This is a genomic window from Candidatus Nanoarchaeia archaeon, assembly GCA_035290625.1.
Taxonomy (GTDB): Archaea; Nanobdellota; Nanobdellia; order Woesearchaeales; family DATDTY01; genus DATDTY01.
In genome coordinates, this window is sequence record DATDTY010000051.1 from 39,089 (window position 1) to 54,087 (window position 14,999).

Consider the following 14,999-nt stretch of genomic DNA (forward strand, 5'->3'; position numbering starts at 1 on the left):
ATACCATAAGCAATTGTTTTTTCAGCTACTGCAAAAACATAAATTATATTAATCAGTTGGAGTGCTAAAGTTAACGATGGTGAAGCAATGGAGCATATTCCTCAACAGTGTCTTTTTTGTGCTTGGATTTAGTGTGATTTTCTCGTTGGTTGGAGTGCTGCTGCAGAGCATATTAAGCGATGTTTCGTATGAAGCACAGATCTGGCTTGGCAGGGTTGGCGGGCTGCTGATTATTTTCTTTGGGCTCTATCTTTTGGGCTTAATCAGGATCCCTTTTTTGGAGAGGGAGCACAAACTCCATGTCAAGAAGAGATTCAGAAGCTCGTATATCACCTCATTTGTATTCGGGGCTGCCTTTGCAGTGGGCTGGACTCCTTGCGTCGGAGCTGTTCTAGGAGCAATACTGTCTTTTGCTGCAACCAACCCGTCAATAGCATTTTTTTTGCTTTTAGCGTACAGCCTTGGGTTGGGAATTCCTTTTTTGGTTGTTGGCCTGTTTACGACGCAGATTTCAGTCTGGCTGCAGAAGGAGCATTCCTGGCTGAAATGGGTGAATATGGTGTTTGGGGTTATCCTTATTTTATTGGGGATACTGGTGTTTACAAATCAGCTCAGCAGGATTGCTTCCCTGCAGTTTGCAAGCGATATCCTGATCAGATTTAATCAGGCAGGGATTGGGTTTAGCGGAGAAGGTGTTGGAATCGGGATTGCTTTCTTGGCAGGCCTTGTTTCGTTTTTAAGCCCATGCATCCTTCCCCTGATTCCTGCATTCCTGGCGTATCTGGGAAGCACGGTAAAGAGGGAAGGATGAAAAAGAACCATGTCCTGGTTATCGTGGTAATCCTTATCATAGCTGCCATCGCCTATCTGGAGAGCGCCAGCCCAAAGATCCAGGAGGTTGAGGTTAAGGCAGCCCCTCGTGAGTATAAGGTATTAGAAGAGGTGTTGGCTGAAAAATCACAGGCATACAAAGCTGCGCCTGAATTAGCAGGCATTTCCGGGCATATCAACACAGACGGGAATATCAGCATCGGAGGCCTGAAGGGAAAAGTCGTTCTGGTCGATTTCTGGACCTATACCTGCATCAACTGCATCAGGACGCTTCCGTATCTCAAGATGTGGGATGAGAAATACAGGAATGAGGGGCTCGTCATTATCGGTGTTCATACGCCTGAGTTTGAGTTTGAGAAAGAATACGGAAATGTGTTAAATGCCGTTGAGGAGCATGGGATTCAGTATCCTGTTGTCCAGGATAATGATTATGCAACCTGGAGGGCATTCCAGAACAGGTTTTGGCCAAGAAAATACCTGATTGACATTGACGGGTTTATTGTATATGACCACATTGGAGAAGGAGCCTATAAAGAAACTGAGGAAAAGATCCAGGATCTTCTTAAAGAGAGGATGGAAAAAGAGGGTGTTGCGAAGGAGCTTCCTGAATCTGCAGGAGAGCTTCCAGAAGCTGTTAAGGTAACAGGGAGGGTTGGAACTCCTGAGATTTATTTAGGCTCTGGCTTTTACAGGGGAAACTTCGGAAACAAGGAAGGACTGGCTGTCTCTGGGCCTGTCGAGTATACACTGCCTGAGGAGCTGCAGCACAATACCGCCTATTTTGAGGGAACTTGGGTTACAGAAAATGATGCATCAAGGCTTGTGAGCGAAACTGGAAAGATTGTGCTTCCCTATGATGCAAAGGTGGTTAATATTGTCGCAGGAGCGATGAATGAGAGCGAGATTGCCGTATTTGTGGATGGCAGGCCTGAGGATAAGGAATCAAAAGGAGCAGACATAGAGCTTGTTAATGGCAAGCCAATTGGCAGGATACAGGATCACCGCTTGTACAGCCTTGTGGAGTATCAGTATGGGCAGCATGTTGTCGAGATTGAGGTGAAAGGAAAAGGATTTATGATTTACACCTTCACGTTCGGATAGCTCTGTAGAAAATCTCGTTTTGCTCGGGCAGCATCAGGTTCGCCTCGCATAGCCTTAAGTTCAAAGCGACATATCCCCGCAACCTTTTTCCGCTCGCTACGCTTGCGCAAAAAGCTTGACCAGAAAAGAGTGGGTTACTGCGTAACCCACAAAGGGCGGTTCGGAGGGCTTCATGCCCTCCTTAAGCACTTTTGGTCGAACTTTTGGTAAAAGGTCGTGGGACACCCCCCTTGTCGCTGCTAACTTCTTTGTTTCCAAGGCTCACATAGGATGCTGCCCTTATTTTCCACAGAGCCCGTTCGGATAGGATTGATAGAATTCTGAGCAGAGCTTTATCGCAAGGCTGCTCTCCCTGGACTGGAGGCACAAAAGCCTGAGATTCCTGAGCAATGCGATTCTCTGGACAAAATAGATCAGTTCCCGCCGTGTCAGGCCTGCTCCGCCAGCAACTCTCTCATGGATGAAGACAGCAGCATGAGCATACTTGTTTGTGGCAGCAAGGATATTGTCTGAAACCTCCTGCACCCCTTCAACAGAAATCTCTTTCATCGCATAATTCTTAAGCCTGTTTTCCCTGAAGAAATTGTATCCGAGGAGGTCATAGGAATGGCTGCCAGCATACACAACTGCCTCCTTCTGGATCCCTCCCTGTTTTATTGCCTGGAGGAGGCAGGGGAACAAGGACTCCTTTGCTGCAAGGTTGGAGTCAAACACAATCACAGCGCAATTCCCAAGGCCTGCGCAGAGATCAAGGATTTCTGCAATGCTGTCATCGTCTCCCAGAAGCACAGCACAACGACGGCCTGAGGCAAGTTCCTGGCTGATGTGATCGCTGTTGAGATCCTCGATTTCCAGGGAAACAGAACAGCCTGATTCGTTGAGTATCGTTTTTGCAGGCAGAGGATTCTCAGTAAAGATTTTCATAAAGTCGTAGGGCGCATGCCTCCAGACGCCCTATTTGCCATCTCGTGTATTGAGGTTAGTAATTGGTTCTGCAATCTCTCTCTTTATCTCTTTTTCTTGGGTTGCTGGGTTGCTAATTCGGAAATCCTATTAATCAGAGTCCTGCCTACCTGATTTTTTATGTTCTATCGTATCCGCGTCCTTCATTGCGGCAATCATCTGCTGAATGGCAATATAAGCTCCTGCTCCAAACATTTCTTCAGCTAAATCCTTTTTTGACATTGCTTTAAGCTCTTCTTTTCGTTCACTCCAAATATCCGGAAAAGCCTCTTCCATCAAAGAATTAGTCATGTTTTCAGGGATAATCTCTTCCATCTTGTCCATAGGGATATCAACGTGGATTTCTCCTAAGTCTTCCCCTTTCGCCAATTCCCCTGCGTTCTGAAAGCAATCATAGCACATGTGCTTCTTTGATTTTTGCAGCATATCCTTGGGGCATTCAATTTCCTTGCCGCAAAAAGTGCAGTTGACTTTTACTGATTCTTTCTTGTCTTCCCTGATATCCCTCACCCCTTACACAGCAATTTCAGACCATAATGAACGGTTTTTTCTTTTTTCATTTCAGAGCTTATGATTCATCTTCAGTTTTTTTGTCTCAAGGTATTTCTGGTTGATCTCATTCGGCTTGGTTCTTAGAGGGATTGCCTTTTCAACCTCAATCCCGTATCCCTTAAGCTGCTCCTCTTTTTCCGGGTTGTTTGTGAGCAGCCGGATGCTTTTCACCTTGAGGTGCTTGAGCAGTGCGGCTGCAGGCAGATAGTCCCTGCTATCCGCCTCAAAGCCAAGCTCGATATTTGCGTCATGCGTATCCTTTCCCTTGTCCTGGAGGCTATAGGCTTTGATTTTCTGCACAAGGCCAATCCCCCTCCCTTCCTGGTTCAGATAGATGAGAAGCCCTGCAGGCTCTCTCTGGATCATCTTCAGCGCCTTCATCAGCTGCTCCCTGCAATCGCACCGCAGCGAGTAGAGGGTCTCTGAGGTAAAACAGCTCGAATGAACCCGTACAAGGACGTTGGAATCATCCACCTTCCCTTTAGAGAGCACAACGATCTCCTGGCCTGCAACAGAAAAGACGCTGATCTCAAAATCCCCGTACAGCGTTGGAAGCTTGGATGATGCCTCACGCACAACTGAGAGCTCAGACTGCCTGTCAGCAAAGTATTCCTTAAGCCCTGTGACTGAGGGGAGTATTCCGTCTGCGTTCCCAAAATGCTCTTCTTTGTGCCATCCGGTCAGGACTCCAATAAATGGGATCTCAGCATTCTTTGCAGTTTCCAGATCATGGACGCTGTCTCCAACATAGACGACCTGATCAGGCCTCAGCCCATACCTCTCAAGAAAAACCTGAAAGATCATCTTGCTGGGCTTTTCATATCCCAGATCTTCTGATCCCTGGATGCTGCTAAAATACTCCTTGGGGATCCCTGTCTGGCTCAGCAGGGTAATAAGGCTTTCTCTGGATCTTGAGGAAATGATGTGGAGAGCATACCCTGCTTGCTTGAGGAATTTGAGGGTCTCTGAAGCGCCTTCAATCTGCCTCCTCGGAAATTCCTTTGCTATCTCCAGATAGGTCTGCTTGAAAAGCTCAGGATGCGCCCTTGGCCAGAGCTTCCGGATGATGACTTCCCAGGGCTTGCCGAACTGGGATGCAATCTCCTCATCTGTTGGAATGCGAAGATCAAGCTTCTCTGCTGCCTTTTTATGGCTTTCTAACCCTATCTCTTTGTATTGGATAAGAGTATCATCAAAATCAAAGACGATCGCCTTGATGGTGTTCTTGTTCATGGTAGCTGTTCCAGTCCTATCTCAGTCCTATCTCCTGTCTATCTGTTGTCCTTTACTTAATATCTTCTATTTGCTGTCTTCTCGTATTTGGTATCTTCTAGGTACTGTCTCTTTTATTTGCCGTCCTGCCTGTAGCGTGCAGTAATGAGGAGATCTGGCCCAAAGCGCTGGACATCCTGAAATTCAAGGCCAATTGCATTGCTGATTTCAGGGATCCTGCCCCCCATCACCGATATGCCGTCTCCCAGGAGCTTTGGGACAACGATGAAGTAAAAAGCATCCACATGCCTTCCCTTGATGAAGGATGTGAAGACCTTTGAGCCGCCCTCAACAAAGAGGTGGCTGATGTTCCTTTGCCCAAGCTTCTCCAAAAGATCCGTAATGTCTATGCCAGTTCCGCTGCGTTTGCACAGCAGAACCTCTGCCCTTGCCGTAAGGAGCTCTTGTTTCTCTTTTTTTAAATCTTCCGGAACTGCGATGATGGTCCTGCCAGGCTGGCTGAAGATTCTTGCCTCAGGGAAAATATCCCCTGAATGTGACAATACGATCCGGGTTGGATAGTATACCATTTCAGTTCTCGCGCTAAGCTGAGGATTGTCCTCCCTGACAGTGCTGGCTCCAACAAGGATGCCATCAATAGTATTCCGAAAATCATGAACCCAGAGCCGCGACTGCTCTGAGCTTATCCACTGGGAACTATGAGAAACTGTTGCAATCTTGCCATCAAGTGTTATGGCTGCCTTTAATGAGACATACGGAAGCCCTGTGGTTATCCATTTGAAGAACGGAGCATTGAGAGCCTTGGCTTGCTCCTCTGCAATGCCGCATACCACCTCTATTCCTGCATCCCTGAGTTTCTGCAGTGATTTTCCATTGGTTTTGGGATTTGGGTCTTTTGTTGCAACAATGACTTTTTTGATGCCTGAATCTATGATCCTGTCAACACAAGGAGGAGTTCTCCCATAGTGAAAACAGGGCTCAAGATTGACGATCATGGTTGCGCCTTCTACTGATTCTGTGCAGGCGTTCAGACAATTGATCTCTGCATGAGGCTCTCCAGCTTTTTGGTGGTGTCCTTTCCCGATTATCCTTCCATTTTTGACAATCAGGCAGCCGACATAGGGATTAGGATGGGGGAAACCTTGCCTAGCAAGCTCCAGAGCCTGCTCCATGAGTTGGGTGATATCCATGAGTGCTATGATCTCCAAGCATGATGAGCACAGCCTCAGCAGCGCGCTGTGCATACTCCTTGTGGCGCTGCACTGCAAGCTCCCATGTAATTCTTGGGCCTACGATTCCGAGGCCGATTGGCTTCCCATATGCAATCGCAAGGTCTGCAATCTTTCTGGCAGCATTCTCTCCAACAATTCTGTCATGATCTGTCTTTCCTTGGATGACAACTGCGAGCGTGACAATTCCATCAACCTGCTTGACAAGCCTCTGGCAGGCAAGCGGAACCTCAAATGCTCCAGGAACGTGAACAGCCTGAATACGGCAACCATGGTTTTTCAGGACATTGGCTGCAACCTCAAGCATTGCGTGGGTCAACTCGCTGTTGAAGTCAGAGACAACAATGCCTATGCTGAGCTGCCCCCCTTCTTTATCCAATGGCCCGGCATGCTCCCTGCCCTGCCTCCTTCCTTTGCCTGCAAAAGGGGTTAACGCGGTTTTTCCCTTCAGCAGCTCGAGAGCATTCAATGCGTGCTTGATCGTCCTGTCTTCAAAAATACTGATGAGGTCTTTGGCGTCCCTGCCCTCTTCCTCATGAACAACAACTTCCAGGATATGGGTATTCGTGAGGAGCTGAACTTGCTGGATTCCGAGAGAGGCTTCATGGCTGCACTGTTTGTCAATCTGCTCCTTTCCAGCCATGCCCAAACAAAGCACAAGAGTGCACTTTTCCTCCTCAATCAGCTTCTTTGCGGCAACAGGCAGGTCCTTGATTCCAGGGACGGTGGTGCGCTCAATCTCGATGCCAGGAGCCTGCTCTCGGATAGTCTTGATCGCCAGGCCCCCCATGTCATACCTGCTGAACGTGGTGTCTGCAATGCCGATCTTTGCCATAGCCTCATGAGAACTCGTTCTACTTAAAAATGTTTGTGTACTCAGGAATGAGTAGAAATGATGCACGCAACCTCTCCTGCGTTACAAGATTCACTCTTGGTAATACTCCGTCCCTAACGCCAGGCTAATCTCTGCCTTCTTCAGCTCTTTTCCGATGTAGGCTATGTGGTCCTTGGCAGTAAACCACTTGAGGTTATGCTTTTTCTCATATTCAAACAGTTTTGTATAGATGCCCTGGGCCTTGCTTCCGATCACTTCAAGGAGGATCTCATGCTTGTAGTTGCAGACCGCCAGATGGATTTTCAGCGTATCGAATTTCGGCTTGATCAGGACATAGCAGCCAGGATCTGCCTTGAAGTCCTTATAAGGATCATAAGGAGCGCATTCTATCTTTTCAAAAGAATCTGCTACGGTCTTGTCCTTGACCCAGGTCGGGCGTTCATCTGCCATAGAGGATAAGTGGTCGAGGGGGGTTTTTAAATGTTATGGACGAAAACTCTTCCCTAAATGCCCGAAGTACGAGGAACCACTATTTCTAAAACTCAATCCCTTTCCTGCCAGTCTCTCCCTTATCGAAGTAGTGCTTCAAAGGCTTCATTTCAGTGACAAGGTCTGCCATCTCGCAGAGCTGCTGAGGCGCCCCTCTTCCTGTGAGGATAATATTCAGCCTTTCCGGCTTTTGCTTGAGGAGCTCAACAACATCCTCGACCCTGATCAGATTGAGGGTGATGGCCACATTCACCTCATCAAGGACAAGGAGATGAAGCTCAGGATCCTGCATCTGCTCACGCGCAAGGTGAAGCGCTTTGTACGCCTCCCTCTGATGCGTCTCGAGAGGGTATTTGTCATCCAGAATTCCCACAAAGCCCTTTCCCGACGCATAGATCGTCACATGAGGATTCAGGAGGACAGGGATGGAATCCCTCTCTCCTGTATGCCAGGTTCCTTTTACAAACTGGATAACACAGGATTTCAGGCCATACCCTGCAGCCCTCAGGCAGACCCCGAGGGAGGCTGTTGTCTTTCCCTTGCCGTCTCCTGTGTAGATGTGGACGACTCCTTTTTTCATGGTGCTCCTGAAGTGTATACCTGATCTGACCTGCTTCCATCACGGTATACAGTAATCCCCTTGCAGCCGGATTTATAGGCAAGAAGGAATGCGTTTTCGATATCTTCGATGGATGCACCGTTGGGGATATTGATGGTCTTTGAAATAGAATTATCCACATATTCCTGGAAGGCTGCCTGCATCCTGATATGCCACTCAGCTGGGATTTCCATTGCTGTGACAAAGACCTTCTTCATCTCAATGGTAAGGTTCTTGGTTTCCTTGATGTTGCCTGTCTGGCAGACTTGGCTGATGAGCTCCTCTGAATACAGATCCTTCTCCCTGAGCGCCTGTAGGAAATATTTATTTACGATCACTGCTTCCTGGTCTCCCATCAGCTTCCGCTTGTAGGCCAATGCATAGACCGGCTCTATCCCAAAGCTGGTTCCTGCCAGGAGGCTGCGGGAACCTGTGGGGGAAATTGTTGTTATGGTTGCATTGCGTATCTTTTTGCTCCGATAGCTGGAGGTCTCCCATAACGGAAATGGCCCTTTCTCTTCTGCAAGCTCTTCAGAAGCAGTCCGGGCTCCCTTGCGTATGGTCTGCATAACCTTCTTGCCAGTTTCCAGGCCAAGCTGGCTGTTGTAGGGAATCCTCATCTGATAGAGCATATCTGCAAAGCCGAGAATCCCAAACCCGATCCTCCTCAGCTCCTTTGTCCGTGTGGTCACAGCATTGAGCGGAAGCTTGCACGCATCAACCGCATTATCAAGGAAACGGACTGCGATAGGCACAGCTTCCTCCAGCCTGTCATAATCAACCTCCTTGTCCTTGACAAATTTGCTCAGGTTGAGCGCTCCAAGCGGCACCCCTTCATAGGGAAACAGGGGCTGGTCTCCGCACGGGTCTGTGGTCTCAATCCTCCCTATCTTTTTTAGCGGATTGTCTTTATTGATCGTGTCAATGAAGAGTATCCCCGGCTCGCCATTCTTCCATGCCATCGTTGCAAGCAGATTAAAGGTCTGCCGGGCTGAGTTTCTTCCCACAACTTTCCCTGTTGCCGGGCTCATCAGGTCATATTGCTCATCCTTCTCCAGCGCCTTCATGAACGCATCAGTGATCTCAACGCTGAGGTTGAAATTTGTGAGCTTATTTTCTCCCTCCTTCGCTGTGATGAAGTGGATGATGTCAGGGTGATGGACACTGAGGCTCCCCATGTTTGCGCTTTTCCTGTTTCCCGGCAATTTTGTCAGCTCAGTTGCATGGTCAAAAAGCTCAAGGAAATCAAGCGGGCCATGCGCATAGCCCTTCATGGTGGAAAGGATTCCTCTTGGCCGTATTTTTGAGAATGAAAATCCAATCCCTCCCCCAACCCTCTGGATCAGCGCCTTTTCATAGAGCGTCTTGAAGATGTTCTTCATCGAGTCTTCAAGCGGCAGGACAAAGCAGCTGAAGAGCTGAGAGCTTTCTGTGCCTGCCTCAGCAAGGATCCTCCCCCCAGGGATGAATTCAAGCGAATTCAGAACTGAAAAGAATTTTTCTTCTATCGGCTTTGCATCATTGCCATATCTCCGCTCAACTATCGCCATTGCTTTGGCAACCCGCCGGAACATTTCAACAGGGGTCTCAATCGTGTTGCCCTCCTCGTCTTTCAAGAGGTACTTCTCCCTTGCGATCCGAAGCCCGTCGTTGTCAAAGGGAGCATCGTCCTCCTTCAGGCCCTTGCGGAGCTCTGCGTGCTTCTGCCTGTAGAGGATATACGCCTTTGCCGTTTTTGGAAATCCCTTCTCCATCAAAGCCTCTTCTACAGTATCCTGGATCTCCTCTACTGCAGGGATAGAATTCTTGTGGAACTTCTTATTGATCCTTTCCGTAACTGCATCAGTCACTGCCCAGGCCTGTTGCTCCGAACCCTCATCCGTTGCCTCAAAGGCCTTGTCCAGAGCCTTTGCTATTCGCGCCTTGTCAAAGTCAGCGATAGAGCCGTCCCGCTTGCGTATTTTTGAGATTCCCTCTGCCATGTTTCCCCTATGTGCAGGAGGTGATGGCTGTTTAAAAATGTTTTGAACAGAAGGGCTCAGGTGAAAGCCGAATCTGGATGAGGGGGGCTTCCTGCTTATATCTCTTATAGAGGTTTGTTATTCTTCTCGACCTCTCTTTAATGATTTGCGAAGAAAGCTGCATCAGAGTTGCTGCTTTTGTCCCTGGCCTTGAGGAAAAGGTTGAGATATTGAGCACTTCCGGTCTGATTTCCTTGATGAGGCTGCACGTTTCCTGGAAATCCTCCTCGGTCTCTGTGGGATATCCAACAATGACGTCGGTTGCAACAGTAATGCCTGGAAATTCTGACCTGAATTTTTTCACAGCCTCCCTAAAGCTCTCCACAGTATGGATCCTCTTCATGTCCCGCAGCACTTTTTCTGAGCCTGACTGCACGGGGATATGGAGGAACTTCATTATTTTTTCTGACCGGTATGCTTCCAGCAATGGTTCCGCAATTCTCCGCAAATGCCATGGATTCATCATGCCTACTCGGATCTTGTAGTCTCCCTCAACAGTTACCAGCTCGTTGAGCAGCTCAGGCAATGAAGTGTTTATATCAAAACCGTAGCATCCATTGTCCTGGGAAGTGATGTAGATGGCTGCGCGGCCTTGTCTCACCGCAATTTCAAGTTCCCGCTTAATGTCTCCGATCCTATAGCTCTGCAGCATGCCCCTTGCCAGCTTTGTTGCGCAGAATGCGCAGGTGTTGAGGCAGCCTTGGGATGTTTGGATGATTGCAATGCCGTTTTTCTTTCTGAGTGCCGGCACGTTGATCCTTTCTTCCTTTTTGCCTGAAAAAACATCATGAGGATTTTCAACAATGTCATTGATTTTTAGTATTGAATTAGTGTCAAAGACAGCAGAGAGGTCAGGTATTTTTTTCCGGAGATTGAGCGTTTTGGTGAGGCATCCGCCGATGATTATTTTTTTGGGTTTTTCATTTTTTAAGTGGGTATTGAGATAATTCAATATCTTTGACTGGGTTGCGTTCTTGACTGAGCATGAGTTTACGATAATGGCATCTGCATCAGATTCGTTGGCAACAAGGGTATGGTTATTGGCTTTAAGAAGGCCTGCCATCTGCTCGGAATCTGCAATGTTTGCCTGGCAGCCATACGTTTTGATGAAGATGTTCATAAGAGGTAAAGATAGCTGTCAATTTAAAAATTTTATTGGTCTCTTCTGGCCTTAGGAGCATACTCTGAGATCATTTGTGCTATCCCAACAGCTCCAATCGCGCCTATAATCGCAGCTGTTCCATACAATACTGCCTCATTCGAGTAGAGTTCCCAGGGGATGCCGGTTTCTTCAGGATGGTAGATGCTTCTCTCGAAGAGGTACTGTTGCTGCTGTCCCTGTCTCGCCTGAGTGGCGTAGGTGCCAAGAAGGCAGGCCATTCCAGAACCAACACAACACGCTTTGATGAGTAATGCATCAAGCAAGGCTTTTTTGAGCTCTCCGGAATTCCAGGAGGAGTTTATTCTCTCTAACAGATTCAAAATGGTCACCTGTGCAAATACCAGAACGAGAGCTTGTTTTTATCTTTTTTGTCTAATGTGCAGAAGCCGAAGCGCTCGAACTGGATAATATCTCTTTCTTTCAAGGCAGTTACTCCTTTCTCAGCCAGTCCCTTTCGCCGCGACCCGTCAGGCATGACCACCTCTGCCAGAGGCAGGCCTTTCTCAACAGGCAGGTAATGAAGCATGCCGTCTCCCTTATATTTTTCATGCTCCCTGCTGTGGAAATTGAATCCTTTCTTCTTGACAAAATTCAGGCAGCCCATCAGGCGGTAGATCTTGCCTCTCTTAAGGCTCTTGTAATCGCCCGGAGTGATATAAAAGGCATCCTTTGTAGTGAAGACCCTGCCTCCCTTCTTATTGGTAGGATGCAGGTCAAGCTCCCTGCTGAACACTGGCGCTCCCTCAACGACAATCTTTTTTGGCGCCTCAACAAAGAAATACCGGTGGGCAAGGGGATCGATGATGTCTTTGTTGAATGCATTGAGTGTTTTCATAAATTCTTCCAGCGAAACCGTCTTGTCATGGCTGGTGACTCCCATCTCCACTGCATATTTTATGATTGCGTCAGCCTGGTAGCCTCTTCTCCTGAGCGCCTGCAGGAACGGCAGCCTGATATCATCCCAGCCGGTGTATTTCTTCTTGCGTATCAGCTCCGCAGTAGTCCTTGTCGAAAGCTTGAGGTTAGTAAAATTAATCTTTCCGATATACAAGTGCTCAGGCATCATCCAGCCCATCGAGTTGAATATCCATTCCTGCTTCTTCTCATTGTCTGCATGGTCCTTTGCCCGGATGGTGTGCGTGATTCCTTCATCATGGTCATCAACAGCAACTGCCAGATTGAGGAGGGGCCAGACCCTGAATTTCTTCCCGGTCCGTGGATGCTTTGCTGTCTTGATGCGTGCTAAAGGAAAATCCCTGAGCGAGGGATTAGGATGCGTGAGATCTGCCTTCATCCTGACAACAAAAGAACCTTCCTTTGCATTGCTCAGCATCTTTTCCCAGCGTGCCAGGCTTTCCTCGCCATATCTGCAGGGGCATGCCTGCTGGTTATCAAGGAGCTTCTTGAACTTTGCAGGCTTGCATCCGCACACATAGGCATGGCTGCTGCTCAGGAGCGTTTCTATAACCTCATAATACCGCTGCAGATTATCGGACTGGATGATAAGCTCTTTGATATTGCCTTTTGTGATCCAGTTCGCATCCTCAGGGATGAGCTTGTATGCCTCCTCCCGGATCGCTTCAGGGTTTGTGTCCGCTATCCTCAGGATGAGCTTGCCATTGTATTTTCGGCAGTACTCGGAATTAAGAGTGAGTGTATATGCATGGCCGATGTGGAGCGGTCCTGAAGGCGAGGGCTCAAAGCGCATAATTACCTCTCCAGGCTTGGCATTGATGAGCTGACCGATCCCTTTAGGCTCCTCCAATCGCTCCTTTTGCGGAATCTGCACAGCCTCCAGCTTTGCTTTTGAGAGGCCATTGACCTTGTGGATGGCTGAGTGTATCTGCTTCAGCAGCCCCGGGATGTCCTTCTTGAGCTCAGGATGCTCTGCCAGGATCTTTCCGAGAACAGCCTCAGGCCTTGCTTTGCCGAATTTGGCAGCATTCACCAATGCATGCTGCTCGATTTCCTTGATAAGAGACATGGGCGGTTTGATATGATTTCGGTATTTAAATTTTGGTATTTTGCTGTTCTAGAAAGATATTAAAATGACACGGATGCTCCGCTTTCTATGAAGTATTCCCTCTTTGTGTATGAAGAAACACAGCACAAAGTGTATTTTGCCATAGAGGGAAGCAATCAGAAAAAGGTTCAGGGAAATACTCTGGAACAATTAGCAGCCGAAGCGGCAATTCGCCAAATTGAGGCGAGGGATATTGAAGACTCAGTTGAGGAGGGGTTGCTCAAGCATGTGCAGAAAATGTATAGGATTACAGATTCTATCCGGGCAGCCACTCCAAAAGAGATCATTGCTTTGAAGAAGGCGATGGGCAATCAAAAGATTTAAATAGCCGTCCTGTTCAGGACATGCTACACAAAAACCAGGGGTTTTCTTCTTCGTGAAGAAAGCCCCGGTTTCTTTATAGATGGTTCGCCTTATCATTCCACGAGCAGCAGCAACAAGGATATTGATGGATTGCGGCGCAAAGAGGGTATCTTCAAAGGGAGCTGCTGCGTTTTCTGAACTCATTGAGAAATGCGGCATCAGCCTTGCAGGCCGCGCAGTTGAGCTTGCCAGGCACGCAGGCAGGAAAACCGTGGATGCTGCAGATATGAAGATGAGCAGGCGATGAGCATAAAAAGCCTCGCTTATTTCTCAGTCAAAAGGGCCAATAGCTCAACCTGGTAGAGTGCCGCATTGGCTATGCGGAGGTTTCGGGTTCGAATCCCGATTGGTCCATACCGGCTGCGGTGAAAATCTCGCGGTGGCTTGCGAGTGAGCTCGTTCTCACTCGCTCACCAGCCACCGGCTGCCGCCAAGTTCGCAATTTGCGTTCTTTGTCCTCATAATCGACATTCGTCCCCGATGGGGCATCCCCCTCGAAGTCGATGCCCTGATTCCAGTTGTGCTGCTCACAAAGGGCGGCAGCATTGATTTTCACCGCAGCCTCCATGACCGCAACAGTTAAAAAACATGGAAGAATCCCTTTTTTAATGGATCCGCTGCTTATTGAAGACCCAGTCTACGGAAAAAAGGAATTGCGGAATGAAACCGTTCTTGCCATTATCAAAACCCCTGAATTCCAGAGGCTGAAGGGCATCAACCAGTACGGAACCGGGAACTATATGACCCCCAAGATGCCTACTACGAGGTATGAGCACAGCATTGGGGTGTATCTGCTCCTGCAGAAACTCGGGGCATCCTTCGAGGAGCAGATTGCAGGGCTACTGCATGACATCAGCCATACAGCTTTCTCCCATGTCGTTGATTTCCTGAGGAATGAGAGTATGAAGCAGGACTTCCATGAGCTGCATTTGAAACGGGTTCTGGAGAGTTCAGAGATCAAGGAGATTCTGGGAAAAGAGGGATTCCGCATCGACAGGATTACTGATCATTCCGGATACAGCCTCCTGGATTCGGATGACCAGAGCCTGAATGCAGACCGGCTTGACTATGGGATGCGGGACGGGCTGTTGTTCGGCACCTTTCGGAAGGATAGGATTGATAAGGTCCTAGGTTCTCTCTTGGTTAAGGATGGGCAGATTGTGCTGGCAGATGAGGAAGCTGCTTCTGCCGCTGCATGGGGCTATTTTCACACCTCAACGCAGTTCTGGAGCAATCCGCTGTTCGGAGGAAGCTATATGGCTTTGGTTGCTGCTTTGAGGGCAGCGCTGGATAAAGGAGTTATCAGGGAAGAGGACCTTTTTGGGACTGATGAGGAAGTGATGGGGAAGCTGAAGGCTTCAGAGGATGCCAGGATCATGCATTATCTCGGTTTCATAGACTGGGTCAACCTTAGCGAGCAGGAACACGGAGAGTTTATGATCAAGACCAAGGCAAGGTATATTGACCCGCTTTTTTGGAAGAAGGGCAAGCTCATCAGGTATTCAGAGGCTGACGAGGTGTTTAAGGAAAGGGTTGAGGCCTGGGTAAGGGAGATGAAAAACGGCCATCGGGTCGGCATAAATACAAAACTTTAAATGA

The 14,999-nt window shown here is 48.3% G+C and carries 16 protein-coding genes and 1 tRNA gene; 6 read left to right on the forward strand and 11 right to left on the reverse strand.

Annotation, left to right across the window (positions count from 1 at the left end):
- Positions 1 to 76: 76 nt before the first annotated feature.
- Positions 77 to 811, forward strand: a complete 735-nt coding sequence (locus tag VJB08_04795) for a cytochrome c biogenesis protein CcdA (protein HLD43274.1) — start codon at positions 77 to 79, stop codon at positions 809 to 811.
- On the forward strand, positions 808 to 1,932 hold the full coding sequence (locus VJB08_04800) for a thioredoxin family protein (protein ID HLD43275.1): 1,125 nt from the start codon (positions 808 to 810) through the stop codon (positions 1,930 to 1,932). Before VJB08_04795 ends, VJB08_04800 begins: the two co-directional genes overlap by 4 nt.
- A gap of 279 nt (positions 1,933 to 2,211) precedes the next feature.
- Here VJB08_04800 and VJB08_04805 read toward each other — a convergent pair whose 3' ends face one another.
- The 11 genes from VJB08_04805 to VJB08_04855 all read right to left on the reverse strand — a co-directional run bounded on the left by VJB08_04805 (position 2,212) and on the right by VJB08_04855 (position 12,998).
- Complete coding sequence (locus tag VJB08_04805; GenBank protein HLD43276.1) at positions 2,212 to 2,856, reverse strand: hypothetical protein; 645 nt, start codon at positions 2,854 to 2,856, stop codon at positions 2,212 to 2,214.
- Between the two features lie 129 nt (positions 2,857 to 2,985).
- Positions 2,986 to 3,405 carry a hypothetical protein gene (locus VJB08_04810; protein ID HLD43277.1) on the reverse strand — a complete coding sequence of 140 codons (420 nt, stop codon included), beginning with the start codon at positions 3,403 to 3,405 and terminating at the stop codon, positions 2,986 to 2,988.
- 51 nt (positions 3,406 to 3,456) lie between these two features.
- The gene (ribA, locus tag VJB08_04815; GenBank protein HLD43278.1) at positions 3,457 to 4,680 is read right to left on the reverse strand and encodes a GTP cyclohydrolase II; all 1,224 of its coding nucleotides are present in this window, start codon (positions 4,678 to 4,680) and stop codon (positions 3,457 to 3,459) included.
- 113 nt (positions 4,681 to 4,793) lie between these two features.
- The gene (gene ribD / locus VJB08_04820) at positions 4,794 to 5,888 is read right to left on the reverse strand and encodes a bifunctional diaminohydroxyphosphoribosylaminopyrimidine deaminase/5-amino-6-(5-phosphoribosylamino)uracil reductase RibD (GenBank protein ID HLD43279.1); all 1,095 of its coding nucleotides are present in this window, start codon (positions 5,886 to 5,888) and stop codon (positions 4,794 to 4,796) included.
- On the reverse strand, positions 5,827 to 6,744 hold the full coding sequence (ribC, locus tag VJB08_04825) for a riboflavin synthase (protein HLD43280.1): 918 nt from the start codon (positions 6,742 to 6,744) through the stop codon (positions 5,827 to 5,829). Before ribC ends, ribD begins: the two co-directional genes overlap by 62 nt.
- A 90-nt stretch (positions 6,745 to 6,834) precedes the next feature.
- Entirely contained in the window at positions 6,835 to 7,194 is a 360-nt protein-coding gene (locus tag VJB08_04830; GenBank protein HLD43281.1) for a hypothetical protein, read from the reverse strand.
- Positions 7,195 to 7,279: 85 nt separating this feature from the next.
- A complete protein-coding gene (gene cobO, locus VJB08_04835; GenBank protein HLD43282.1) occupies positions 7,280 to 7,813 on the reverse strand; it encodes a cob(I)yrinic acid a,c-diamide adenosyltransferase in 534 nt (177 codons plus the stop codon).
- The gene (locus VJB08_04840) at positions 7,810 to 9,813 is read right to left on the reverse strand and encodes an adenosylcobalamin-dependent ribonucleoside-diphosphate reductase (GenBank protein ID HLD43283.1); all 2,004 of its coding nucleotides are present in this window, start codon (positions 9,811 to 9,813) and stop codon (positions 7,810 to 7,812) included. The genes cobO and VJB08_04840 overlap by 4 nt, the downstream gene beginning before the upstream one ends.
- Before the next feature lie 31 nt (positions 9,814 to 9,844).
- Positions 9,845 to 10,972: a tRNA (N(6)-L-threonylcarbamoyladenosine(37)-C(2))-methylthiotransferase gene (locus tag VJB08_04845; GenBank protein ID HLD43284.1), complete on the reverse strand. Its 1,128-nt coding sequence runs from the start codon at positions 10,970 to 10,972 to the stop codon at positions 9,845 to 9,847.
- 32 nt (positions 10,973 to 11,004) lie between these two features.
- Entirely contained in the window at positions 11,005 to 11,334 is a 330-nt protein-coding gene (locus tag VJB08_04850; protein ID HLD43285.1) for a hypothetical protein, read from the reverse strand.
- Positions 11,335 to 11,339: 5 nt separating this feature from the next.
- Positions 11,340 to 12,998 (reverse strand): glutamate--tRNA ligase, encoded by a 1,659-nt coding sequence (locus VJB08_04855; GenBank protein ID HLD43286.1) that lies wholly within the window; start codon positions 12,996 to 12,998, stop codon positions 11,340 to 11,342.
- Positions 12,999 to 13,085: 87 nt separating this feature from the next.
- Here VJB08_04855 and VJB08_04860 point away from each other — a divergent pair, with 87 nt between their 5' ends.
- From VJB08_04860 to VJB08_04875, 4 genes are all read left to right on the forward strand, one after another.
- Entirely contained in the window at positions 13,086 to 13,361 is a 276-nt protein-coding gene (locus VJB08_04860; protein ID HLD43287.1) for a hypothetical protein, read from the forward strand.
- Between the two features lie 79 nt (positions 13,362 to 13,440).
- Positions 13,441 to 13,647 carry a histone gene (locus VJB08_04865; GenBank protein ID HLD43288.1) on the forward strand — a complete coding sequence of 69 codons (207 nt, stop codon included), beginning with the start codon at positions 13,441 to 13,443 and terminating at the stop codon, positions 13,645 to 13,647.
- Positions 13,648 to 13,680: 33 nt separating this feature from the next.
- Positions 13,681 to 13,754 (forward strand) — tRNA-Ala (locus VJB08_04870).
- A 254-nt stretch (positions 13,755 to 14,008) separates the two neighbouring features.
- Positions 14,009 to 14,995: an HD domain-containing protein gene (locus VJB08_04875; protein ID HLD43289.1), complete on the forward strand. Its 987-nt coding sequence runs from the start codon at positions 14,009 to 14,011 to the stop codon at positions 14,993 to 14,995.
- Positions 14,996 to 14,999 lie beyond the last annotated feature (4 nt).